This window comes from Mucilaginibacter sp. PPCGB 2223 (assembly GCF_001705515.1).
In the GTDB taxonomy this organism is placed as follows: Bacteria; Bacteroidota; Bacteroidia; order Sphingobacteriales; family Sphingobacteriaceae; genus Mucilaginibacter.
The window spans coordinates 675,254-698,179 of sequence record NZ_MDJS01000003.1 but is presented as its reverse complement, the minus strand read 5'-3'; the positions used below and the strand labels follow the sequence as shown (position 1 = coordinate 698,179).

Annotated in this window: 21 protein-coding genes and 1 tRNA gene; 13 read left to right on the top strand and 9 right to left on the bottom strand. The window is 47.2% G+C overall.

Annotated elements, in window-relative coordinates; translation table 11 throughout:
- Nucleotides 1-73: 73 nt before the first annotated feature.
- From BEL04_RS17840 to BEL04_RS17830, 3 genes are all read left to right on the top strand, one after another.
- On the top strand, nt 74-739 hold the full coding sequence (locus BEL04_RS17840; protein WP_066006133.1) for an HAD family phosphatase: 666 nt from the start codon (nt 74-76) through the stop codon (nt 737-739).
- A 183-nt stretch (nt 740-922) separates the two neighbouring features.
- Nucleotides 923-2,452 (top strand): alpha-L-fucosidase, encoded by a 1,530-nt coding sequence (locus BEL04_RS17835; protein ID WP_066006132.1) that lies wholly within the window; start codon nt 923-925, stop codon nt 2,450-2,452.
- 90 nt (nt 2,453-2,542) lie between these two features.
- Complete coding sequence (locus BEL04_RS17830; RefSeq protein ID WP_066006131.1) at nt 2,543-2,995, top strand: SRPBCC domain-containing protein; 453 nt, start codon at nt 2,543-2,545, stop codon at nt 2,993-2,995.
- A gap of 90 nt (nt 2,996-3,085) precedes the next feature.
- On the opposite strand, the gene araA is transcribed toward BEL04_RS17830, so the two are convergent.
- The 4 genes from araA to BEL04_RS17810 all read right to left on the bottom strand — a co-directional run bounded on the left by araA (nt 3,086) and on the right by BEL04_RS17810 (nt 8,670).
- Complete coding sequence (gene araA / locus BEL04_RS17825) at nt 3,086-4,576, bottom strand: L-arabinose isomerase (protein WP_066006130.1); 1,491 nt, start codon at nt 4,574-4,576, stop codon at nt 3,086-3,088.
- Between the two features lie 100 nt (nt 4,577-4,676).
- Nucleotides 4,677-6,092, bottom strand: coding sequence for a glycoside hydrolase family 27 protein (locus tag BEL04_RS17820; protein ID WP_217493650.1), 1,416 nt, complete (start codon nt 6,090-6,092; stop codon nt 4,677-4,679).
- A gap of 201 nt (nt 6,093-6,293) precedes the next feature.
- Nucleotides 6,294-6,992, bottom strand: a complete 699-nt coding sequence (locus BEL04_RS17815; RefSeq protein ID WP_066006128.1) for an L-ribulose-5-phosphate 4-epimerase — start codon at nt 6,990-6,992, stop codon at nt 6,294-6,296.
- A gap of 4 nt (nt 6,993-6,996) precedes the next feature.
- A complete protein-coding gene (locus tag BEL04_RS17810) occupies nt 6,997-8,670 on the bottom strand; it encodes a ribulokinase (RefSeq protein WP_066006127.1) in 1,674 nt (557 codons plus the stop codon).
- A 139-nt stretch (nt 8,671-8,809) separates the two neighbouring features.
- Here BEL04_RS17810 and BEL04_RS17805 point away from each other — a divergent pair, with 139 nt between their 5' ends.
- Nucleotides 8,810-9,292, top strand: coding sequence for an HAD domain-containing protein (locus BEL04_RS17805; protein ID WP_066006126.1), 483 nt, complete (start codon nt 8,810-8,812; stop codon nt 9,290-9,292).
- Between the two features lie 3 nt (nt 9,293-9,295).
- Here the strand turns inward: BEL04_RS17805 and BEL04_RS17800 are convergent, their stop codons facing one another.
- On the bottom strand, nt 9,296-10,006 hold the full coding sequence (locus BEL04_RS17800) for an NUDIX hydrolase (protein ID WP_066006125.1): 711 nt from the start codon (nt 10,004-10,006) through the stop codon (nt 9,296-9,298).
- Between the two features lie 183 nt (nt 10,007-10,189).
- Between BEL04_RS17800 and BEL04_RS17795 the strand changes: the two genes are divergently transcribed.
- From BEL04_RS17795 to BEL04_RS23885, 3 genes are all read left to right on the top strand, one after another.
- Entirely contained in the window at nt 10,190-11,731 is a 1,542-nt protein-coding gene (locus BEL04_RS17795) for an alpha-N-arabinofuranosidase (protein WP_066006124.1), read from the top strand.
- A 154-nt stretch (nt 11,732-11,885) separates the two neighbouring features.
- The gene (locus tag BEL04_RS17790) at nt 11,886-13,034 is read left to right on the top strand and encodes an aldose epimerase family protein (RefSeq protein WP_066006123.1); all 1,149 of its coding nucleotides are present in this window, start codon (nt 11,886-11,888) and stop codon (nt 13,032-13,034) included.
- Nucleotides 13,035-13,538: 504 nt separating this feature from the next.
- Entirely contained in the window at nt 13,539-13,967 is a 429-nt protein-coding gene (locus BEL04_RS23885) for a hypothetical protein (protein ID WP_139113091.1), read from the top strand.
- On the opposite strand, the gene BEL04_RS17785 is transcribed toward BEL04_RS23885, so the two are convergent.
- Nucleotides 13,941-14,013: transfer RNA gene (locus BEL04_RS17785), tRNA-Phe, on the bottom strand. The genes BEL04_RS23885 and BEL04_RS17785 overlap by 27 nt on opposite strands.
- Nucleotides 14,014-14,180: 167 nt before the next feature.
- Between BEL04_RS17785 and BEL04_RS17780 the strand changes: the two genes are divergently transcribed.
- The 5 genes from BEL04_RS17780 (at nt 14,181) to BEL04_RS17760 (ending at nt 18,030) form a co-directional block, all read left to right on the top strand.
- Nucleotides 14,181-15,482, top strand: coding sequence for a (Fe-S)-binding protein (locus tag BEL04_RS17780; RefSeq protein WP_066006122.1), 1,302 nt, complete (start codon nt 14,181-14,183; stop codon nt 15,480-15,482).
- Nucleotides 15,483-15,532: 50 nt separating this feature from the next.
- On the top strand, nt 15,533-16,339 hold the full coding sequence (locus tag BEL04_RS17775) for a (Fe-S)-binding protein (protein ID WP_254659593.1): 807 nt from the start codon (nt 15,533-15,535) through the stop codon (nt 16,337-16,339).
- Between the two features lie 139 nt (nt 16,340-16,478).
- The gene (locus BEL04_RS17770) at nt 16,479-16,964 is read left to right on the top strand and encodes an ABC transporter ATPase (RefSeq protein ID WP_066006260.1); all 486 of its coding nucleotides are present in this window, start codon (nt 16,479-16,481) and stop codon (nt 16,962-16,964) included.
- A 7-nt stretch (nt 16,965-16,971) separates the two neighbouring features.
- Nucleotides 16,972-17,379 carry a hypothetical protein gene (locus BEL04_RS17765; RefSeq protein WP_066006120.1) on the top strand — a complete coding sequence of 136 codons (408 nt, stop codon included), beginning with the start codon at nt 16,972-16,974 and terminating at the stop codon, nt 17,377-17,379.
- A 33-nt stretch (nt 17,380-17,412) separates the two neighbouring features.
- Nucleotides 17,413-18,030, top strand: coding sequence for a YdeI family protein (locus tag BEL04_RS17760; RefSeq protein ID WP_066006119.1), 618 nt, complete (start codon nt 17,413-17,415; stop codon nt 18,028-18,030).
- Between the two features lie 160 nt (nt 18,031-18,190).
- Here BEL04_RS17760 and mtgA read toward each other — a convergent pair whose 3' ends face one another.
- From mtgA to BEL04_RS17745, 3 genes are read right to left on the bottom strand one after another with little or no spacing between them, the layout of a single operon-like run.
- A complete protein-coding gene (gene mtgA, locus BEL04_RS17755) occupies nt 18,191-18,898 on the bottom strand; it encodes a monofunctional biosynthetic peptidoglycan transglycosylase (protein WP_066006118.1) in 708 nt (235 codons plus the stop codon).
- A 60-nt stretch (nt 18,899-18,958) separates the two neighbouring features.
- A complete protein-coding gene (tsaA, locus tag BEL04_RS17750) occupies nt 18,959-19,420 on the bottom strand; it encodes a tRNA (N6-threonylcarbamoyladenosine(37)-N6)-methyltransferase TrmO (protein WP_066006117.1) in 462 nt (153 codons plus the stop codon).
- 55 nt (nt 19,421-19,475) lie between these two features.
- Nucleotides 19,476-22,265 (bottom strand): glycosyl hydrolase, encoded by a 2,790-nt coding sequence (locus BEL04_RS17745; RefSeq protein WP_066006116.1) that lies wholly within the window; start codon nt 22,263-22,265, stop codon nt 19,476-19,478.
- A gap of 165 nt (nt 22,266-22,430) precedes the next feature.
- On the opposite strand from BEL04_RS17745, the gene BEL04_RS17740 reads away from it, so the two are divergent.
- Nucleotides 22,431-22,922 carry a hypothetical protein gene (locus BEL04_RS17740; RefSeq protein WP_083227978.1) on the top strand — a complete coding sequence of 164 codons (492 nt, stop codon included), beginning with the start codon at nt 22,431-22,433 and terminating at the stop codon, nt 22,920-22,922.
- Nucleotides 22,923-22,926: the final 4 nt, after the last annotated feature.

The window sequence follows — 22,926 nt, the reverse complement described above, 5'->3', positions numbered from 1 at the left end:
ACAAATACAAATTATGACATTTATCTGCCGGCTTTTACTTGCGATAAGCCAATCTTTTTCGGTTTTTTGCGGCATGGCATCACCTTACAAAGCTTTTATATTCGACCTGAACGGCACCATGATCAACGATATGGAATACCATACCCGTGCCTGGCGCCACCTGTTAAATAACGACCTTGGCGGTAACTTTAGCTGGGACGAAGTAAAGCAGCAGATGTACGGTAAAAACCCCGAGGTATTGGTGCGCATGTTTGGCCCCGAAAGGTTTAGCATGGACGAGATGGTCGCCCTGTCCTTCGAAAAAGAAAAGCGTTATCAGCAGGAATATTTCGACGAACTTGCTTTGCTGCCCGGACTGCACGAGTTTTTAGAAGCCGCGTATCAAAAAGGCATTTTGATGGCCATTGGTTCGGCCGCTATCCCTTTCAATATCGATTTTGTGCTCGATAACCTCAATATCCGTCATTATTTTAAAGCCATTGTGAGTGCCGACGATGTGGTGCTAAGCAAACCCCATCCCGAAACCTATTTAAAAGTTGCCGGACAATTAGGTGTTAACCCAGCCGATTGCCTGGTTTTTGAAGACGTACCCAAAGGGGTCGAGGCTGCTTTAAACGCCGGGATGAAAACTGTGGTGTTAACCACAACCCATCACGCAGACGAATTTACTGCGCTGCCTAATGTGTTGCACTTTGCCGATGACTTTACCGGTACCTACTTCGATACACTACTCAATTGATACCGCATATTGGCGGTTACCCTGATAAAACTGCCAAGATAGTTTACTATTATAACAATTCAGTTAACCACTAAGCTGTTGGGGTATAATTAATTATTGCCAAATTGCATCTGTGATAACCTCTCTGTAAACCGGGGTTATCTGCCCCAGCTAACCGGAGTATTTTAAATTTATTAACCAATTATGAAGAAGCACCCGCTTTTTAAGCCTGTATTGCTGTGCGGTAGTTTAATTGTCGCATTTACAATTAACACCCTGGCACAAGAACCTTTGTCTATTAATAGTGGCAAGTTTAAACCAACCGACGAATCTTTAAAGCAGTATCAATACCCCGGGTGGTTTCGCGATGCCAAACTGGGTTTCTGGGCTCATTGGGGGCCGCAAGCCGTTCCGCGCCAGGGCGATTGGTATGCTAAAAACCTGTATATACAAGGCAGCCATCAAAACAAATATCATGTAGAGCATTATGGTACGCCATCCAAATTTGGTTACAAGGATATTATCCCATTGTGGAAAGCCGAAAAATGGGATCCCGAAAAGCTGATGGCCTTATACAAAAAGGCTGGCGCCAAATACTTTGTAAGCATGGGCAGCCATCACGACAATTTCTTTTTGTGGGACTCAAAAATTCACCGCTGGAACGCTGTAAAAATGGGGCCGCATAAAGATGTGGTTGGCCTGTGGCAAAAGGCCGCCAAAAATCAGGGGCTAAAATTCGGCGTGTCCGAGCATTTGGCCGCCAGTTATACCTGGTATCAAAGCGCACACAGCGCCGATACCGGTGGCATGTATAAAGGTGTGCCCTATGATGGCAACGATCCGCAATATGCTGACCTTTACCATACCAAAGCCGCGCCCGACGATAAGGGTTGGCTTACAACCAATCCCGAATGGATGAAAGAGTGGTATGCCGATGTGAAAGAACTGGTAGATACCTATCACCCCGACCTGTTATACTCCGACAGCAAACTGCCGTTCGACGAAATCGGCCGCAGTATGCTGGCCAATTTTTACAATGGTAATATGGCTTTTCATAACGGCAAACTCGATGCGGTATATAACTGTAAAGAGCCATCATCGGGTAAATGGGCGCAGGATGTAGAACGTGGCGTGTTAGACTCTATCAGTCCGTTTCCGTGGCAAACCGACACCTCCATTGGCGACTGGTATTACCGCACCGGTCAAAAATACCGTACCGGTAACGAGGTGATACAAATGCTGGTCGATATTGTTAGCAAAAATGGTAACCTGTTGATCAACATCGTTCAAACACCCGAGGGCGATCTCGAACCTGATGTGTTGAACATCGTACAACAGATTGCCGACTGGACGCCGGTTAACGGCGAAGGTATTTACGGTACCCGCCCCTGGAAGATTTATGGCGAGGGCCCATCCACCATCAAGGCAAACCAGAAGAAAGGCCATTTTGGCGGCTTAAGCGATGTGAGCGCATATCAGCCAACCGATATTCGTTTTACAACCAAAGGCAATGATCTTTATGCCTTCTGCATGGCAACACCGGTAAGCGATATCAGCATCAAATCGTTAGGCAAAAGCGCTAAATATGCCGATAAAGCTATCGCATCGGTAACTATGCTGGGCAGCACAAAAAAGCTTGATTGGAAACAAACCGACGATGCCCTCGTCATTACCAAACCTGCCGATCTGCCTGCATGGCAGGTAACTGGTTTTAAAGTATCGTTTAAAAAATAAGCACAACAATTACTTAAAACCGGTTTGTTTATTTGTACTTTGCAGATAAATAAACGAACCGGTTTTTCAATAAAATTATTTTTGCTTCCTATGAGCCAGCCAATGATCGTTAAAAGCGTAGTTACCATCAACGCCCCAGCCGCTAAAGTTTGGGATGCACTGGTAAACCCGGAGCAAACCAAAAAATATATGTTCGGCTGCGAAACCGTTTCCGACTGGCAGCCGGGCAGCCCATTGCTTTGGCGGATGGAATATGAAGGCAAGCCCTTTATCCCGGTTAAAGGCAATATAGTTGCGATAGAACCCGGCAAGCGCTTGGTATATACCGTCATCGATCCAAACTCGGGCATGCCCGATATCCCCGAAAATTATCTGGATGTAGAGTACGCCTTGACTGAGGCCGACGGCCAAACAACTCTCACTGTAACCCAAAGCGGTTTTGAAAACGCTGCCGATGGCGAAAAGCGCTATAAAGATACCTACAACAACGGCGAAGGCTGGAACCCTATTTTGGTACAGATTAAAGCGATTTTGGAAAGTTAAAAGTCAAAATTAAATTCAAAAGCCCCTCCGTCATCCAACGAAAGGGCTTTGTTCTTAAAAAACTTGCTGGTTCAAGCTTCCTGCTTCGGACTATCTATAGGAAGCATCACTCCACCTCAGCTCATTTTTAAACTGGTGTATCTTGGTGTCTTTGTCGATCAATACACACTCGATGTTCGCCATTTCGGCAAAATCAACCAGTTGCTCGCTGCTCAGGTTCTGGCTGTAACAGGTATGGTGCGCGCCGCCGGCCAGTATCCAGGCCGCGCAGCCGGTTTTCATATCGGGCAGTGGTTTCCACAGCACACGGGCTACAGGCAGTTTTGGTAGCTCGTGCTGTGGCGCTACGGCTTCAACCTCGTTAACCAGCAGGCGGAAACGGTTGCCCATATCCACTATCGATGCGTTAAGCGCCGGGCCGCCGGCTACGTTAAATACCAAACGCACCGGGTCGGCTTTACCACCGATGCCAAGCGGGTGTATCTCGCAATTAGCTTTGCCCATCGCTATCGACTCACAGATCTCGAGCATGTGCGATCCCAGCACCATCGGGTTTGCCGGGTTAAAGTGGTAGGTATAATCTTCCATAAACGAGTTGCCGCCTTTTAGGCCGCTGCCCATCACTTTCATGGCGCGTACCAGGGCAGCAGTTTTCCAGTCGCCCTCACCGCCAAAGCCATAACCTTTACCCATCAATCGCTGCGAAGCAATACCCGGCAGTTGCGCCATGCCATGCAGGTCTTCAAAAGTATCGGTATAGCCTTTGTAATTGCCATCCTGTAAAAAGGCCAGTATGCCTAACTCAATTTTAGCGGCTTCGCGTAATGATTGGTATTGATCGCCGCCTTTTTTAAGCGACGGTACCACGGCGTAAATGTCTTCGTACTCTTTGGTTAGCTTATCAATCTCAGCATCGCTGATGGCGTTGATCACTTTCACCAGGTCGCCAACACCGTGCGTATTAACCGAATAGCCGAATTTCAACTCGGCCTCAACCTTATCGCCATCGGTAACTGCAACATAGCGCATATTATCGCCAAAGCGCACAAAACGCGCACCCTGCCAGTCGTTCCAACCAGCGGCAACACGGGTCCAGGCACCGATCTGCTCCAGTACCTCAGCGCTTTGCCAGTGGCCGACAACCACCTTGCGGTTCAAACGCATACGGCTCATGATAAAACCAAACTCACGGTCGCCGTGGGCGCTCTGGTTCAGGTTCATAAAGTCCATATCGATGGTTTGCCATGGGATATCGCTGTTAAACTGCGTGTGCAGGTGCAGCATTGGTTTTTGTAATATCTTTAAACCGTTGATCCACATCTTAGCCGGCGAAAAGGTGTGCATCCAGGCAACGATGCCGATACAGTTTTTGGTGGTATTGGCTTCCTGCAGGGTTTTATAAATTTCTTCGGTCGATTTTACGGTCGGCTTAAATACCACGCGCACCGGTATCTGCGCCGAAGCATCGAACGCTTTGGCTATCTGTTGCGAATGTTCGGCAACCTGCCTTAAAGTTTCCTCACCATATAAATCCTGACTGCCGGTTACAAACCAAACTTCAAGTGTTTTTAAATCTATCATTGTTATTTCTGTTTACTTTTTACTTCTGTTAAATTCCCCTCTTGGGAGGGGTTAGGGGTGTGTCCCTACGCCATGCCAACCGCTCATCACTCACCATTCACTACTTCCCGCTCACCCGATACAGCCCCGCGCCATGTTTATTAATGCTTACCGCAAATTCGCCCGTAAATTTGCCCAGGTCGGTTTTATTCCATAAATCCTTCACCTTGCAAGCCGAGCTAAAACCCAGTTCGCTTAATTTAACCGACGCAGTTACAGGCTCCGGGTCATCGGCCGGGTTGAACAGGGCTACATATTTGTCGCCGGTTTTGGGGTCATCGGCAACCCAGCAAATAACGTGCTGGTTACGAAAAAGCTCCCTATTGTTAGCACTGTTTTTCAGCACGTTCATCACTTCCTTATTATTCAGCAGCGATAGCGTAAACTCGTCATTATCGGGCAGGTTGCCGCCAAACATCAGCGGCGAGCGGAAGATGCACCACAGCGTCATCAGCGTATATTGTTCATCGTGCGTAAAGGCGGTCATACGCGCGTTGCCACGCTCGGCGCGCAGGCCGATATTGCCCAAAGGCAGCATATCGCCGTCAGGCCATCCACCGGGTATGCGGTATTGGTTCCAGCGTTCAAAAACATCAAAATGCTCCTTCAGCATCTTCCAGTTATCCCAAAAATCGTCAACCGTACGCCACATATTGGCATGTTGCTGTACCTCTGTAGCCGCATTGATCGGTGTTTCACCCGGCGAAGTGCTTAATACGATCTTTCTTCCGGTCAGATCGATCGCCTTCCGGATCATGTTTACTTCATCGGTATGGTACGGGCGCGAAAGATCATCAACCTTGACAAAGTCCAACCCCCAGCTGGCATACAACGCAAACAGCGAATTATAATATTCCTGCGCGCCATCCCGTCCGCCAACAACGGTATACATATCGTGCAGCCATTTGCATTGCCCTTCGGTACTGTAAATATCTTTGGCTGTAGCTTTGCTGCCCAATATCGGCAGGTTGCGTTTTACCGCCTCAACCGGTATACCACGCATTATATGGATGCCGAATTTCAGCCCTTTGCTATGGATATAATCAGCCAAAGGCTTAAATCCCTTACCACCTGCGGCCGATGGAAAACGGTTTACCGCCGGCTGAAAACGCCCGTATTCATCCAGCACATAGTCCGGGTCTTTTTCGTTATAGCCATGCGCATGATCGTTCCCCACATACCAACGGATATCCACCACAATATATTCCCAGCCAAACTTTTTCAGGTTTTTGGCCATGTAATCGGCATTGGCTTTTACTTCGCTTTCAACCACAGTCGGCCCAAAACAATCCCAGCTGTTCCAGCCCATTGGCGGCGTAGGCGCCCAGTTATGGAAATCGGTAGTTTGAGCCCTAGATATATTGCTAACCAATAAACCCAAAAACACCATTGTCATTTCGACCAGAGGGAGAAATCTTCTGCGTGCAATATTCACGCTGTGCAAGCTTTCGTTTTTGCTCGTTGTAAATAGCATCATTAGTTATCGGTTTATATTTCTATCAATTTCATTTGGGCGTTACCTGCGGCCCGCGCTTTCCGCTCATACTCCTGCAGGCCTTAGTCACGGGCCGGTATCCGCTCCAATCGCTAACGCGGAATCCAGTCCTGAGTCTCGAGTCTTTAGTCCTGAGTCCTTTTTTTGACTCCAGACTCAGAACTCACGACTCCAGACTAACACTTACTGTCCGTAATAACTCCCCTCGCCATGCTTACGCTCATAATGCTTATTGATCAAAGCATTTTTCAGGCGTGGCGCGTTCGGGTTTATCTGTTCGGTCAATAAAGCCATTTGCGCGATGGCTTCCAATACAGCGCTGTTATGTACCGCTTTATGCGCGTTTTTACCCCAGGTAAACGGCGCGTGATTACCCACTAAAACCATTTCGACCTCTTTATAGCTCATGCCTTTTTCCTGCAGGCACTCCATGATCTGGAAACCGGTTTGATATTCGTAATCACCTTTGATCATCTCATCGCTCATGGGCGGTGCGCAGGGAATGTCCACCGTATTGTAATCGGCATGCGTAGTCCCAAAGATCGGGATATCCCGCAGCGATTGCGCCCATGCCGTAGCGTAGGTCGAGTGCGTATGCACTATGCCGCCTATGCTGTCCCAATGTTTATATAAAACAGCGTGGGTTTTTGTATCCGACGACGGGCGCAGCTTGCCGGCTACTGTATTACCGTCAAAATCCACAATCACCATGCTCTCGGGTGTCAGATCCTCATAAGGCACACCGCTCGGTTTAATGGCGAATACGCCTAAATCACGGTCTACCGCGCTCACATTCCCAAAGGTAAAGATCACCAGGTTCAACTTTGGCAATTCCATATTGGCATGGTACGCCTCCTCTTGTATATGACTGTATTTGCTCATTATTCTATTTTGTTTGCTGCTCAATAAAGCCGCCTAATTTGTTGTATTGTTCGTAACGTTTAGCATAAATGGCCTGGCTTTCGTGTTGCGGGAAATATTCCATATCAAAACCGCTGCCCATGGCTGCCATAGCTGCTTCCACATTCGGGTAAATACCGGCCGCTGCTGCTGCAAACATGGCGGCGCCCATAGCGCAGGTTTGCTCGTGCTTATGGATGCGGATAGGCATACCAAGTACATTGGCCATCATCTGCATAATATACGGCGATTTTCGGGCCACACCACCCACACCGATGATCCCTTTAACAGGTACGCCTTCGCTGATAAAGCGGTCGACGATCTTTTTAGCGCCAAAGCAGGTAGCTTCCGCCAGCGCCTTAAACACCCGTGGTGCATCGCTGCCCAAACCCAAACCGCTGATGGCGCCTTTCAGCTCCTGGTTGGCATCGGGCGTGCGGCGGCCGTTGAACCAGTCAACAGCCAATTCGTTTTCGTCGACAGGTAATAAGGCCGCCTGCTTGCTTAGCTCGGCTATGATCTTGCCGGTCAGTTCTTCTTTCAAAGCACCGGCGGTTTGTGCATCGATCAGCTTTGATTGCGACAATAAATTTTGCAGCGGCCATGCCAGCAGGTTGCGGAACCAGGCATAGGTATCGCCAAATGCTGATTGCCCGGCCTCCATGCCCAGCATACCCGGTATTACCGAGCCGTCAACCTGCCCGCAGATACCTTTAATGAGCTTGCCGTCCAGGTCGGTAGTAGGGGCCACCAAAATATCACAGGTAGAAGTACCCATCACTTTGCTTAAATGATAAGGCTCTATCTGCCCGCCTACAGCGCCCATGTGCGCATCAAAAGCACCTACGCCAACAACGACATCGGTCGAAAGCCCCAAACGCTGTGCCCATTCGGCGCTTAAATTTCCGGCAGGTACGTCAGAAGTATATGTTTCTTTAAATAATTTATCAGTAATACCTGTCAAAAGCGGATCGAGCGACGAGAAGAATTCATCCGGCGGCAGCCCGCCAAATTCGGCCGCCCATAAAGCTTTGTGGCCTGCCGAACAGCGACCGCGTTTTATTTCGGATGCTTTGGTACCGCCGGTTAGCAAAAACGGTATCCAGTCGCAATGCTCAACCCAGCTGTATAAAGCGTTGCGTACCTGTTCGTCGGCACGCAGGGTGCGCAGCAGCTTGGCCCAAAACCATTCCGACGAGTATATCCCGCCTACATATTGTAAATAATTGGTATCGAACTTCGTGGCGTGTTCGTTTATTTCCTGGGCTTCCTTAATACCGGTATGATCCTTCCACAACACAAACATGGCGTGGGGGTTGCTTTCAAAACCGGGCAGCAATGCTAATGGCGTACCGCTTTCGTCCACTGCAACGGGCGTCGAACCTGTGGTATCAACAGCTATAGCTTTAATGCCTGCAGCTATGCTTGCGCCGCCGGCTTTCGCGATACAATCTTTTATGGTGGTTTCTAAACCTTCGATATAATCCAACGGGTGCTGCCTGAACTGGTTTTGCGGCGCGTTACAATACAGGCCCTGCTGCCAGCGTGGATAATAAAACACAGAAGAAGCCAGTTCGCGGCCATTTTGGGCATCGACAATTACCGAACGTACCGAATCGCTCCCGTAGTCAACGCCAATAACATAAGTATCCATTTGCATAATTGGTTTTCGTGTCTAAATAACACTTATATTTTCAGATTCGGAAATTTTTGGGCAATTATTTACTGTAGCGGGTTAGTGAGTTATTGTAGGATGTTGGCATAAGCTTAATTGCCACATTTAACTTTACATTTGTCTAATGCTGATATTATTAGACATAGACGGTGTGATGTTACCTGCAAACTCGTGGAGCAAGCCCGAGATATTGCCGGATGGCTTTCCTATGTTCAATTCGCGGTCAATAAGAGCGCTTCACAAAATCATTACCGAAACCAATGCTTCTCTGTTGCTTACTACTTCGCATAAAAATAATTATACGATAAGGCAATGGCACAGTATTTTTAAAGTGAGGGGTATTAACGCTGAAATGATCGATCGGTTAGCAAGCGATAGCTTGGAAGATAGTAGGGCGGATGAAATTTTAAGTTGGTACAGAACCCAACATATCCCCAACGAAGAATTTGTGATACTCGACGATGACAAGAGGCTGAGTGAATTACCCGCCCATATCAAAAATAATTTGGTGCTTACCAGCGCATCAATCGGTCTTACAGACGAACTTGCCGATAATGCGATTACCATCCTCAACAGACAGCGTGCTGATAGTCGCACCAACGGCTAAGCCTTATATCAACTGCAGATGATCCGGGTTCGGTATCAAATTCAAAAACGCGTGGAAGTTCTCGTTGTATTTTCCTTTATCCAGTTTATAATAAAACGCCCCTTTTTTTGAGTTCAGTTTATCCTTTTCCTGTTGTTTGATCAGTAGCCCGGTCGATAATATCTTGCGGCTAAAGTTCCGCTTATCGAACACGCTGTCGTAAATGCCTTCGTAAAGTGCCTGCAGTTGCGGGATAGTAAACTTCTCGGGCAGCAGCTCGAACAGGATAGGGTGCAGTGCAGCTTTATATCGCAGTTTTTTACGCGCCGTATCAACCATTTGGTTATGATCGAAGATCAGCGACGGGATCTGATCCATGTGGAACCACTCGGCATGATATTCATGGCTGATCTGCTGCTCGTACTGGTGTATGTCAATCAGCGCGAAATAAGCAATACTCACAATCCGTTCGCCCGGATCGCGCTTAACCTCGCCGAATGCCTGCATCTGCTCCAGGTAAACACCTTCAAGCCCGGTTAGTTTTTTCAGTATGCTGTTAGCCGCGTCATCAATGCTTTCGTCGGGTTCAACAAAACCGCCCATCAGGCTCCACTTATTTTTTTCGGGTTCGATGGCACGCTGTATCAGCAGCAGCTTTAAATTTTCGCCGTCAAAGCCAAAAACTATACAGTCAATGGCTATCAGCATACGTTTTTGCTGAGGATATTTACTCATTTGATCGCAGTAATCTAATTGATAAATGTAGCAAATTAATAGAAAAAATCAGGACAATATAAGATCGGTCAGGATTTATTATGATAAAAAATAATTGTTAAATAGACGTTTATTTTAAAATCTTCCTATCTTAGTTTCCCGAAAGGCTGCCAATGCTTTTATTATCTAACCAAAAAAACCTGTATGAAAAAATCTTTTCTGTTACTTGCCCTGATAGCCTTGTTATCGTATCAAGGCTACACACAATCGGCAACCAAGCTAACTATTACTAACGACGACTCTAAACTCACCATCAGCCGCCACATCTACGGGCAGTTTTCGGAGCATTTAGGGCGCTGCATTTACGGCGGTTTCTGGGTCGACCCAAAACTACCGGTAGCCAAGCAGGATCGCATCCGCCTGGATATTGTTGAGGCCCTGAAAAAAATTAAAATACCCAACCTGCGCTGGCCCGGCGGCTGCTTTGCCGACGAATACCACTGGCGCGACGGTATCGGCCCGCGCGATCAGCGCCCCAAAATGGTAAACACCAACTGGGGTGGGGTAAGCGAGGATAACAGTTTTGGTACGCACGAGTTTTTGGAATTGTGCAGCCTGCTGCATACCGAGCCTTATATTGCCGGTAACGTAGGCAGCGGTACCGTGGAAGAAATGGCCAAATGGGTGGAATACCTGAATGGTTCTGCATCAACTACCGTAACCGAAATGCGCAAAGCCAACGGCCATCCTGAACCTTTTAAAGTAACGTTTTGGGGCGTCGGTAACGAAAGCTGGGGCTGCGGCGGCAACATGACGCCCGAATTTTACAGCGAAAATTACCGCAGGTATGCTACCTACGCCCGCGATTATCCGGGTACTCCGCTAAAACGCATCGCCAGCGGTTCGAACGGGAAAGATTACAACTGGACCGAAGTGTGCATGAAGCAGATAGGTACCCATATGTGGGGCCTTACCCTGCACTGGTATACCTTGCCAACCGGTAACTGGAACAAAAAAGGTTCGGCTACTGACTTTGATGAGGCGCAGTATTTTAATACCATGAAAAACTGCCTCGAGATGGACGAGATCGTAACCAAACATTCGGCCATTATGGACAAGTACGACCCTGCAAAAAAAGTGGCTTTGGTGGTTGATGAATGGGGCATCTGGACCGATCCTGAACCCGGCGACCATGGCGTATTGTACCAACAAAACAGCCTGCGCGATGCTTTGATCGCGGCATCAACCTTAAATATTTTCAACAACCACTGCGAACGTGTAAAAATGGCTAACCTGGCTCAAACCATTAATGTTTTACAGGCGCTGATCCTGACCGATAAAGAAAAAATGCTGCTAACGCCAACCTATCATGTTTTCGATCTGTACAAAGTACACCAGGATGCCAGATACCTGCCTGTTAAGTTCGAATCGCCCGATTACGAAGTAGGCGGCAATAAATTACCGGCCTTAAATGTGTCGGCCTCGGTCGATGCCAGCAACGCTATCCATATTTCGCTGGTAAATATTGATAATAATAAAAGCATCAATATCCGCTCGGCTTTAACCGGGTTGAACTGGAAAACTGTTACCGGGCAGATCCTAACTTCAGCTCATATTACCGATATCAATACCTTCGAAAATCCGGGTAAAATAAAAATAGCAACGTTCACCAATGCCAAAAAAGAAGGCGACGAACTGGTTGCCAGCATCCCGCCGCACTCGGTTGTGGTGTTAGAATTAAAATAAGGCGCATTATCCGGAGGAATTTTTTATTATTGACAGAGCATCCGTTAAAACCAAATATAAATCCAAAGAAACCATTATAAGCTACCGCTTAAAAAACCAAAATTAGCAGAGCTGATGATAGCTTCATTTCCATTAAAAAAACAAAACCAATCCAATGAAAAAAAGAATATTTTTGACCGGCTTATCAGGCATCCTGATAGCAGGCTCAATTTTTACATCGTGTATGACAAAAACCACTAACGACGCAGCAAAAGCAGGCATCACCAAAATAAAATGGGACAAGGTAGATAGTACCGACGTCGATCTTTACACGCTTACCAACAAAGAGGGCGTACAGGTGCAAATATCCAACTACGGCGGCAAAGTAACCTCGTGGATAACGCCCGATAAAGACGGCAAAATGGGCAACATCGTATTAGGCTTTGGCAGCGCCACCAAATACACCGCTAAAGTACCTTACTTTGGCGCGCTCATTGGCCGCTACGGTAACCGCATAGCCAAAGGCAAGTTTACCTTGGATGGTAAAACCTATACCCTGGCCACGAACGATCATACCAACCACCTGCACGGCGGCAACAAAGGTTTTGATAAAGTGATCTGGACCGCCGAACCTGTTGTTGACTCTATCCCATCGTTAACGCTGACTTATTTAAGTAAAGATGGCGAAGAAGGCTACCCCGGTAACTTAAAGGTAACCGTGAAATATACTTTAACCGATGCCGATGAGTTGAAGATAGAATACACCGCCACTACCGATAAGGCTACGCCGATAAACCTCACTAACCATAGCTATTTTAACTTAAGTGCCGACCCGACGAATACGATTATCGACGAGGAAATACAGATCAATGCCGATCATTATACTCCGGTTGGGCCTGACCTGATACCTACCGGCGAAGTAAAAGCTGTAAAAGGCACTGCGTTTGATTTAACTAAACCCATAAAAATTGGAACACACTTCAATGAGTTAAAAGGCGACCCGATAGGCTACGACCATAACTTTGTATTGACCGATAGCGATAGCACCAAACTGCACCAGGCAGCTGTTGTTTACGATTCGCTTACCGGAAGGCAGTTGGAAGTTCTGACTACCCAGCCAGCTATACAATTTTATACCGGCAATTTTTTAGATGGATCGTTAGTGACCGACGACGGAAAGAAAATTCAGCAGCACACCGCTTTTTGTTTAGAAACGCAACACTATCCCGATTCGCCAAACCAGCCTAAATTCCCGAACACGGTATTAAGGCCCGGCCAAACTTTCCATAGCACTACTGTTTATAAAGTAAGCGTAAGAAAGTAAAAACACGAATAAGGGCGAATGCTCACGAACAAAAGAATGGCGTATCTTAGATAGTAGGATACGCCATTTCTTATATAACAGATGTATTATGAAATCTTTTTTTAGTTTTTGCTCTTTTAACCGGCATAACTTCGGTTAGTTTTTCGCAAAAGGTTTTACCAGGCAGAAGCAAAACAGGTACTGAAATATGGATAACGTATGGTTTTAAAAACGGGGAATACGACTTAACGAAAACCGATAGTACCATAACGCTCACAACACACAACAAATCGAGGCTGCTTGTGGTGCATTGCAGCTTTTATAAAAACGACGGTAAACTCCTTAATTAATCTGAATAACCTTGTTATAATTTATTTAGCAATTAAATAATGCTTCGATAAGGCAAAATTTATTCAGTGCCGCATTATTCATTTTATATCACCGGGTTGCGTTTCAAGCGCCTTAAAAGCCTATACGAACTTAAAAGGCACCGAAAAGGATGCGCGGCAACAGGTGCTGGATGAAATGAAGGAGCAACAGAGCAGAATGAGTAAGGCGATGGATCTAATGCTAAAAGATCAGCTCGACCCGGCAGAATACCGGGAAATAAAAACCGAGGCAGAGAAGAAATTAAGAGTACTGGAAGCCAGGCTGCCGGAGGTAGTACAATCGACTCCTGGAATGGACGTAACAATCAAAAAAGCACTCTGTAATTTTGTCGATTTGAACGAACGTTTCTTCCATCTGAACATCAAAAAACAGCGAGAAATCTTCAGTGCTTTGTTTCCGGGCAGGGTCGTGTATTCCGATCTAAAACATCGAACCGGTCGGATCAATGATTTGGGCGTCAATATCGGATTGATTAACAGAGAGTTGACACCAAAAAAAACTGGACAAAAAGTAGATTTTACTCTTTGTCCAGTCAAGTGGTACCAACTGGGATCGAACCAGTGACACAAGGATTTTCAGTCCTTTGCTCTACCATCTGAGCTATGGTACCCTTCCGTTTGGGATTGCAAATGTAGCGTGTTTTTTTATTTATCGAAACTTTTTTTGAAAAATCCTTCCGCATTGGTAAAAACATACTCCAGCCTCGCTTTATTTGTAAAAAACATTTTGCTTTTCGGATGATTTAAGTAATTTCGGTTTAAATACTATGCATGCATAATGATAGCACAGATCCTATTTCTAATCGTCCTGGCTGCTGCCATTTACCTGTTCAGCAAAAACGTAAAAACAATAAGGCGCAATATTTTACTGGGTAAGGATACCGACCGCAGCGATAACCCAACCCTGCGCTGGAAGACGATGGCTAAAGTTGCACTTGGCCAAAGTAAAATGGTTAAACGCCCGTTCGCGGCGCTGCTGCACCTTTTTGTTTATATAGGCTTTGTGATCATCAACATCGAAGTGCTGGAGATACTGATCGACGGCCTGTTTGGCACACACCGGGTGTTTTCGGGCTTTTTAGGTGGCTTGTATGGTTTACTGATAGGCAGTTTTGAGGTGTTGGCAATATCGGTATTGTTATCCTGCGTGGTGTTCTTGTGCCGTAGGAATATCGCTCATCTGAAACGCTTCACTGGTATCGAGATGACCTCATGGCCAAAATCGGATGCAAACTATATCCTCATTACCGAAATTTTATTAATGACGGCATTCCTGACCATGAACGCAGCCGATCACAAACTGCAACTGTTAAACTTTGGTCACTACATACAAGCCGGAAGCTTCCCGGTAAGCAATTTCTTAAATCCATTACTGCCTGATAGTGCCAATGCTTTAGAAATGATTGAACGCGGCTGCTGGTGGTTCCACATCATCGGTATACTGGCATTTTTAAACTACCTGCCTTACTCCAAACATTTCCATATCCTGCTGGCTTTCCCCAATACGTATTATTCAAATTTGAATCCGAAAGGTAAATTTACCAATATGGCTTCGGTTACTACCGAGGTTAAGGCCATGCTCGATCCATCGTTCGTGCCCGAAACCACGGGCGAGCCCGGCCGTTTTGGTGCAAAGGATGTAACCGACCTCACCTGGAAAAACCTGATGGAAGCCTATACCTGCACCGAATGCGGGCGCTGTACTTCGGTTTGCCCGGCCAATATTACGGGCAAGTTGCTTTCGCCGCGCAAAATTATGATGGATACCCGCGACCGGATAACCGAAATGGGCAATAACATCGATAAAAACGGCGCTGATTTTAAGGATGATAAATCGCTGTTGGATCATTACATCAGCCGCGAAGAACTTTGGGCTTGCACAAGCTGTAACGCCTGTACCGAAGCATGCCCGGTAAATATCAACCCGCTCGAGATCATCACCGAAATGCGGAGATATATCGTAATGGAAGAAAGCCAGGCACCCGCAAGCCTGAATAATATGTTTGGTAACGTAGAGAACAATGGCGCGCCCTGGAAATACAGCCCGGCCGACAGGTTTAACTGGGCGAATGAAGTGTGATGTGCAAATATGCAGATGTGTGGATGTGCAAATTAAACACCAATGAATGAATGACTAATGAACCAATGAGCGAACTACATATACCAACCATGGCCGAAATGGCAGCCGCCGGCAACGAACCCGATATTTTATTCTGGGTAGGATGTGCAGGCAGTTTTGACGAACGCGCGCAGAAAATAACCCGCGATATCTGCAAAATATTGCAGCACACAGGCATAAGTTACGCCGTACTGGGCACCGAAGAAAGCTGTACCGGCGACCCTGCCAAACGGGCCGGTAACGAGTTCTTGTTCCAGATGCAGGCCATGACCAATATCCAGGTGCTGAACGGTTATAACATCAAAAAAATAGTAACCGGCTGCCCGCATTGCTTCAATACGATTAAGAACGAGTATGCCGGTTTGGGTGGTAATTACGAGGTGATCCACCATACCCAGCTCATCCAGCAACTGATTGACGAGGGCAAATTAAAAGCCGAAGGCGGTGAAAGTTTCAAAGGTAAAAAGATCACCTATCACGATCCGTGTTACCTGGGCCGCGCCAACGGTGTTTACGAAGCCCCGCGCAAAGCGTTAGAGATTCTGGATACCGAACTGGTAGAGATGAAACGCTGCAAAACCAATGGCCTGTGCTGCGGTGCCGGCGGTGCGCAAATGTTTAAGGAGCCCGAAAAAGGAAACAAAGACATTAACGTTGAGCGCGTTGAAGAAGCCATCGGCACTGATGCTAAAGTGATAGCCGCAGGCTGCCCTTTCTGTATGACGATGCTGCGCGACGGTGTAAAACATTTTGAGAAAGAACAGGAAATACAGGTTTTAGACATAGCCGAAATCACCGCAAGAGCGAACGGCCTATAACGCTCTTTTTTTTAACTGACCAATTATAACCTGGCCTGCCGGTGTGATACCGGTGGGCTTTTTTATTGCCGCATAGTTTGATACTGCAATGACACCATCGCGCGAAAGTGAAAGCCAATTATTTGTTACCTTTGTAATTATGAACTTCTCCGAAAATTCAAAAGTCTGGATCTATCAGTCGACACGCGAACTGACTGAAGCTGAGGTTGCACGCATCAGCCATGTACTTGCCGATTTCACCACCGGCTGGACGGCACATAACAACCAGTTAAAAGCCGGGTTTGAAATACGTTATAACCGCTTCCTGGTTTTAATTGTGGATGAAACCCAAGCCGGCGCAAGCGGTTGCTCGATAGATAAATCGGTTAACCTGATGAAAGCTTTGGAGCAGGAGTTTAATATCACCCTGTTCGATCGTTTCAATATTGCTTACCGCGATGGGGAAGAGATCAAATCGGTTGGGCGTTTTGAGTTTGAAGAGCTCATCAAACAAGGCAAGGTTGATGCCGAAACCATCGTATACAACAACCTGGTACCAACCTTAGCAGACCTGGATACCAAATGGGAAGTACCTTTTAAAAACAGCTGGCACCGGCAGGTGTTTGGCGGTTTGGTAACTGCGTAACATATCAATGGGCCAGGAAGATCGCCTCAAGAAACAAATAGACCAACTGGCTAAAGCGCTGGCCGCCATGCTGGCAAAGTTAACCGGGCAAGGGGCTTTCACCAACACACAGGAAGCCGTTGCACAGGTTAATGAGAAATTGAAAGACGAATTGATACTTGGTCTTGATGATATAGCAGATATCCCCGAAAATAATTTTATCGATACGCTTACAAACACTTATGGTGTAAAACAACATCATCTGAATCAGCTGGCCGATCTGCTTTACGCTTCTGCGAAAGCTCAATCTGCTCAGCCTCGTTCAAATCTTTTACTGCGAAGAGCAGCCATCATTTACCAATACCTTAAGGCTACCGAAAAAACCTACGCGCTCGACTGGGATATCAAAATTGCAGAGATCAATAAAATAGTATAATACTTTTTCGCGCCGAACTTGTATTTTAGTTTGATGGAAAACTTTACACCAGCTTTCGACGCATATATCGCCAAGTCGGCCGATTTTGCCAAACCTATCATCACCCATTTGCGCCTGCTGATACACCAGGCTTGCCCCGGTGTTGAGGAAAAACTGAAATGGGGGCACCCTTTTTTTGATTATAACGGCCCGGTTTGCCAGATAGCCGCTTTTAAGCAGCATCTTGGCTTTGGTTTCTGGAAAGCGAGATTGCTGACCGACCCACATAAGGTGCTTAAATTGGATGACGCAGAATCGGCAGCAGGAAATTTGGGGCGAATAAGCAGCCTTGCCGACCTGCCGGCCGATAATATCCTGATCGCTTATATACAGGAAGCCGTTCAATTAAATAAAGACGGCATTAAATCCGCGCCCAGGCCCAAACCCGCCACCGAAAAAAAAGAAGCCATAATGCCGCCCGAATTTGCAGATATGCTGGCAGGCAATGCCGATGCCAGTGCGCATTTCGAAAAGTTCAGCCCATCGAAAAAAAAGGAATATATCGAGTGGTTTGTGGATGCCAAATCGGAAGCGACCAAACAAAAACGGATGGAGCAGGCCCTGGAGTGGATAAGCGAGGGCAAAAGCCGGAACTGGAAGTATCAGTCGTGATTTCGGATTTCCAATTTCGATTTCGGATTCTATCTGCGTGAGGGATAGCAGCGGATACCGGCCCATGGCTAAGGCCAGTGCAGTATGAGCGTATAGCCCGACCCCAAGGGGCACGCCCTTACAATTCGAGCTAATTATCAAAAAAATCGCTTTCAGCTCTCTAAAAATCCATCGGCCCAAGCCTGCGCATGTTTTTCATAATCACATACTGGCGGTGATAGATATACCCTGTCGGCGCGGCGGGCGACCATTTTAACGGATTGGGCCAAACGGCGGCAATCAATGCAGCCTGCTGTTTGTTGAGCTGCGATGCCGGGATATGAAAATAAGCCTGCGATGCAGCCTCGACTCCGTAAATACCATCGCCCATCTCGATCTCATTCAAATAAACTTCGAGCACGCGCTGCTTACTCCAAAAAATATTGATAAGCAGGGTAAACCAGGCCTCGAAAGCTTTACGCACATACGACCGGCCCGACCACAGGAAAACGTTTTTCGCAGTTTGCTGGGTAATGGTGCTGCCTCCCACCAGTTTGTGGCTGTTCTTTTTGGTGTTGTTATCGATGGCACGTTCCATGGCTTTAAAGTCGAACCCATGGTTCTCTAAAAATGTAGCGTCTTCGGCCGCAACGGCGGCGCGCTTCATCGGGTCGGCAATATCGTCAAAGTTCACCCATTTTTTATCGATCTTCCAATCCTTACCGGCCGATTTGCGTTCAAAGCCGCGCTGTATCATCAGCCAGGTAACAGGCGGATCGACGAAGCGATAGACAATTACCCAAAGCACGCTGATGCCTACAAAGGCTATAGCCGCTAATTTTAAGATTCGGAGTACGAGTTTAAACCAACCGGATTTGATCTTTGCCATCGATCAAAAATAATATTTTATTTATTTGGGGCAATGCCCCCAGTTAAACCACTTTGCAGCTTAGCACTTCCAATAATCCCTCATCAGATCGGCAACCCAAGCGGGTTGTTTGATCTCGCCGTTAAGGGTAAACTCTTTCATCACCGGTTTGATATCCAGCACTGGCGTACCGTCGATAGCGTCGAGGTATTTTACTTTGATAGTACGGCCGGTGTGTTCCACCAGTTCGACGGTGCAAAGGCCAAGCCGGTTGGGCCTGTCTTTTTTACGCTGGCACAAAATGCCCATTTTAGGATAGTCGGGATTACCACGCGGGTGTCCTGCGTAAACTATCTTGCTTTGATCTACCTGGTCGAAGTAATAAATGATCTCGAGGTGCGAGAAAGCTTCGATGTTGTCCAGCGCTTCGGTCGGGATATCGTCGGCCAGGGTGATTTCCGAAATGGTATCGCCCCAAAAATCGTCGATGGGTCCGGTCCGTTTATTTCTTACTGTAGCGATAGGTTTTAGTACAATCTGCATAGGCTTAGGTAAGTATCTTTAAATATAGACACTTACCTAAGCGGTGTGTTACAAATTATTCTACCGGCGTTAAAGTAACCGGCCCCAGCAAACCCGAAGGCATCGGCGACCATTTAGAAGCATCAAAAGGCTGATAGTTGATATTCACAAAGTTGATCTCGTGGTATTTGCGCCATTGTATACCGTTCTGATCCATATACCGGATGTGGTTAGCCATCAGGTTATCTATTTCGACCTTGATGGTGTTGTTACCTGGTTTGAGGTATTTACCCACCCGCGCACTGAACGGAATGCTCCAGAAGATACCCGCATCCTGCCCGTTGATATATACGTGCGCACTTTCGCAAACCTTGCCCAGGTTCAGGATATAATCTGAGGCTTTTTTAACCGGCAGATCAAAGGTAGTGGTGTATTCGCCGCTCCCCGAGAAGGATACTGCATTGGGGTCGTTCAGGGCAGTCCACGATTTCAGATCCGAAAGCTGTTGATCGGCAGGAACAACCGGGCCGCCTTTAGTAAAGTGCAATGCCCAGTTACCACCTATAGTTAAAGGCGCATCTGTTTTTTCGATATACTTCCATTTGGCAATCAGGGCAACAGGTGTGCTATTAGCCTTTAAGATAACTGCTTCGCCGGGCTGTAATTGAACATGGACGTTGGTTGTATTACCATTAGCTGATGATTTTGCCAGGCCATAAGCGCCGCTCTGCGGGTCCATAATCACAACCGAAACCGCTTTAACATTCAAGGGCAAATCGGTATCAATAGCTTCGGGAGTATGGTTAACAATAAAGTAGTATTTACCCCCGGCGATAGAACGGCGGATGAATTTGAGGCCGGTAGTTACCAGGGCTTCGCCTTTCATATCTCTATATTCCAACGCCTTTTGGACATCAGCCGTGAGCAATATTTGCCCCGTGCCGGTTTTACATTGCTTAACCCCATTTGGCAAATCGTTAAATTTTAGCGCAACCAGTGAGCTTTTTAGTTTTGACTGGCGCACTTCGAGGTTTGCCAACCCCGGCACGTCTTCGGGCAGTTTTTGCATAATGACGGTTGCCCCGGCCTGAGCAAGAGCAATAATCTTATCCAGCGTACCTAAAGGCATAAAACGGCAAGCGGGCACAACCAGCACTTTGCGGCTCTGGGCATCGGCTTTGGTGACTATCTGTCCGTTAACTACGCTCGAACCCCCGATCTGTTTATCGGATATAAAATCGAACGAATAACCGGCTTTTTGCAGCTCCATGGATGCTTTGTAGAAATCCGTCGGGCGCAGCCATTGATTGATATCATGGATGGCCAGTTGCATTTCCATGCCTTTGGTGTTGGCCCAGGCATCATACACCGGCCAGTAGATCAGGAGTTCGTTATCGGGTTTACCTGCCTGCAAAACCGACTGGCAGCGGGCGATATAATTGTTTAAACCTGGTAAATGATCCCACCAGCTATTGTTGGGTACAAAGTTTGTCGACGCGTAAAATAACCATCCCGGGAACGCGATGTCATCTGGCGAGTAGGTTGTGCCATGAAAGTAAACATGGTTAACGCCCGCTAAAAATACCTGCTCCAATTCGGGTTTGCATTGCGATAGCGAACCTTTAAAATGCTCGGTTAGCCAGGTAAAGGTTTCGGATGTGGCGTATCTGCGGCCGTTTACATGCCCTGCCGACGAAGCGAATTTCAGCATCATCGGGTCGGGGTCAACATTGCGCACATCGGCGCTGTCGCGGCGCAGACCGGGTATATCAAAATGGCTCGAGCCAAAGGTTTCGCATTCGGGTATATCAACCGCGCCGTACAGATCGAGTAAATTACCCGGCGATCCGTGCGATTGGTTGCGTGTCAGGCTGCCGTAATGGTGAGCCCAGTTCGTCCAGGTGAGGGTGAAATTATCCAGCAGCATCTGGCTCATGGTTTCGCGATAGTCGATCTTCACCCGGGCTACCTTTTCGGTATTTTCGCTGCTGTTCAGCTCGTTCAGATGCAGGCGAAGGTCGTACCCGCGGCGGCGCTGAAACTCGTCAAAAAAACCGGGCGACCAGCTTGCACCGTACACTTCGTAACTATCGTTAAAGTACGAACCTATGCCTGGCGACTTGCCTTTAAAAGCCTCATCAAAACGTTTCAGGTAAGTGTCAACCGCGATTCTTGACAGGTGATCCATCACAAAACCCTCGCCGCCCGGAGCTGCCCGCTTTACCTGTTGCAGGGTTTTACCGCTAAAGGCCGCATAAATATCCCATTTACCCTCAGCAGGTTTCCAGTTCAGGCTGCCATCAGTACTTACCTTATTGGTAATATCGAGCACTTCGCCTTTATCGCCATAAGCAATCACCGCCTGCAGAACGGCAGCATTTTTTGCCTGCCGGGCATCGTTCACCACAATCTTGCTGTTCAACGTTTCGCCGGCAGCCAGTTTATATGTTTGAATGATCAGCTTGCCGGCAGCATTCCCGGCCTTGATCTGCGGCCCGCCGAACGGCCAGCCCGTGCCGGTGTTCATATCCACACCCATGCCTAAGGCTTTTGCTTTCTGGATAGTGAAATCGAGCGCGCTCATCCACTGCGGCGATAAAAATTGCAGGTAGCGGTTCTCGTAACCTATGGCGCCGTAAATCGGCGTCACCTCAACGCCGCCAAACCCGGCCTTATGATACAATTCCAACAGGTGCACTGTATTTTTATTGTCGACAGCGTTTCCCATCCACCACCAGCGTGTCCAGGGTTGCATTTCTTTGGTGATCTGCGGCCAAACGGTTGCAGTTGCCGGTTTTTTGCTTTGCGCGATGATATTGCCCGCAGATAAACAGGCACAGGCGAATACTAAAAATATCTTCTTCATGTATTAATTCAGGTTCAAATGAGTTTGGTTTATAGCCCGGTTAAGGCGTTTTTGCAAAGTTATTGATCGCTGCCGATTAACTGTCCTGTAGAATGCTGAACGGCAGGTAAAAAACTTGATACTCGCATAAATTAGCTATCTTGTATCGCGCTTAACCTAAACCCAATGGAAAAAGAAATATTGTTCAGCGAAATACAAAAATTCAGGCAATGGTGGCTATGGCTCATTCTGATTGTCACCTTAATGCCCTTATTGGGCATTTTAATTTACCAGGTTATTACGGGTAATCCTGTAGGTGATAAGCCCGCCTCTAATGGTTCGCTTATTGTAATCGTGCTACTGGTTGGGCTGCCATTAGTACTCGGTTTCTGTTATTTTAAGCTATTTACTGTTGTTGAGCGGGATGCCATTTATTACGGTTTCGGTATCAAAGGGAATAAGCTCAATGAGCTCCGGCTCGCCGATATTGCCTCGATGGATGTGATACCTTACCGTTCGTTCGGCCTGGGTATGCGGCTAAGCAGGCAATACGGCACCATATACAATACCAATTGGGGCAAGGGCCTGGTCATCACCAAAACCGATGGCAGCAAACTGGTCATCGGCACTCAGCGGCCGGAGGAGTTAAAGGTTGCGATCAGTAAAATGCGAAAGTAATATG

Excerpts from the sequence above, each read along its gene's own strand:
- BEL04_RS17770 (WP_066006260.1), top strand. The coding sequence starts at position 16,479 with ATGAACTTCTCCGAAAATTCAAAAGTCTGGATCTATCAGTCGACACGC.
- BEL04_RS23885 (WP_139113091.1), top strand. The coding sequence starts at position 13,539 with ATGAAGGAGCAACAGAGCAGAATGAGTAAGGCGATGGATCTAATGCTA.
- BEL04_RS17800 (WP_066006125.1), bottom strand. The coding sequence starts at position 10,006 with ATGAGTAAATATCCTCAGCAAAAACGTATGCTGATAGCCATTGACTGT.
- BEL04_RS17795 (WP_066006124.1), top strand. The coding sequence starts at position 10,190 with ATGAAAAAATCTTTTCTGTTACTTGCCCTGATAGCCTTGTTATCGTAT.
- BEL04_RS17765 (WP_066006120.1), top strand. The coding sequence starts at position 16,972 with ATGGGCCAGGAAGATCGCCTCAAGAAACAAATAGACCAACTGGCTAAA.
- BEL04_RS17780 (WP_066006122.1), top strand. The coding sequence starts at position 14,181 with ATGATAGCACAGATCCTATTTCTAATCGTCCTGGCTGCTGCCATTTAC.
- BEL04_RS17745 (WP_066006116.1), bottom strand. The coding sequence starts at position 22,265 with ATGAAGAAGATATTTTTAGTATTCGCCTGTGCCTGTTTATCTGCGGGC.
- araA (WP_066006130.1), bottom strand. The coding sequence starts at position 4,576 with ATGATAGATTTAAAAACACTTGAAGTTTGGTTTGTAACCGGCAGTCAG.
- mtgA (WP_066006118.1), bottom strand. The coding sequence starts at position 18,898 with ATGGCAAAGATCAAATCCGGTTGGTTTAAACTCGTACTCCGAATCTTA.
- BEL04_RS17815 (WP_066006128.1), bottom strand. The coding sequence starts at position 6,992 with ATGAGCAAATACAGTCATATACAAGAGGAGGCGTACCATGCCAATATG.
- BEL04_RS17805 (WP_066006126.1), top strand. The coding sequence starts at position 8,810 with ATGCTGATATTATTAGACATAGACGGTGTGATGTTACCTGCAAACTCG.
- BEL04_RS17820 (WP_217493650.1), bottom strand. The coding sequence starts at position 6,092 with ATGATGCTATTTACAACGAGCAAAAACGAAAGCTTGCACAGCGTGAAT.
- BEL04_RS17810 (WP_066006127.1), bottom strand. The coding sequence starts at position 8,670 with ATGCAAATGGATACTTATGTTATTGGCGTTGACTACGGGAGCGATTCG.
- BEL04_RS17740 (WP_083227978.1), top strand. The coding sequence starts at position 22,431 with ATGGAAAAAGAAATATTGTTCAGCGAAATACAAAAATTCAGGCAATGG.
- BEL04_RS17835 (WP_066006132.1), top strand. The coding sequence starts at position 923 with ATGAAGAAGCACCCGCTTTTTAAGCCTGTATTGCTGTGCGGTAGTTTA.
- BEL04_RS17840 (WP_066006133.1), top strand. The coding sequence starts at position 74 with ATGGCATCACCTTACAAAGCTTTTATATTCGACCTGAACGGCACCATG.
- BEL04_RS17830 (WP_066006131.1), top strand. The coding sequence starts at position 2,543 with ATGAGCCAGCCAATGATCGTTAAAAGCGTAGTTACCATCAACGCCCCA.
- BEL04_RS17790 (WP_066006123.1), top strand. The coding sequence starts at position 11,886 with ATGAAAAAAAGAATATTTTTGACCGGCTTATCAGGCATCCTGATAGCA.
- BEL04_RS17760 (WP_066006119.1), top strand. The coding sequence starts at position 17,413 with ATGGAAAACTTTACACCAGCTTTCGACGCATATATCGCCAAGTCGGCC.
- tsaA (WP_066006117.1), bottom strand. The coding sequence starts at position 19,420 with ATGCAGATTGTACTAAAACCTATCGCTACAGTAAGAAATAAACGGACC.
- BEL04_RS17775 (WP_254659593.1), top strand. The coding sequence starts at position 15,533 with ATGACTAATGAACCAATGAGCGAACTACATATACCAACCATGGCCGAA.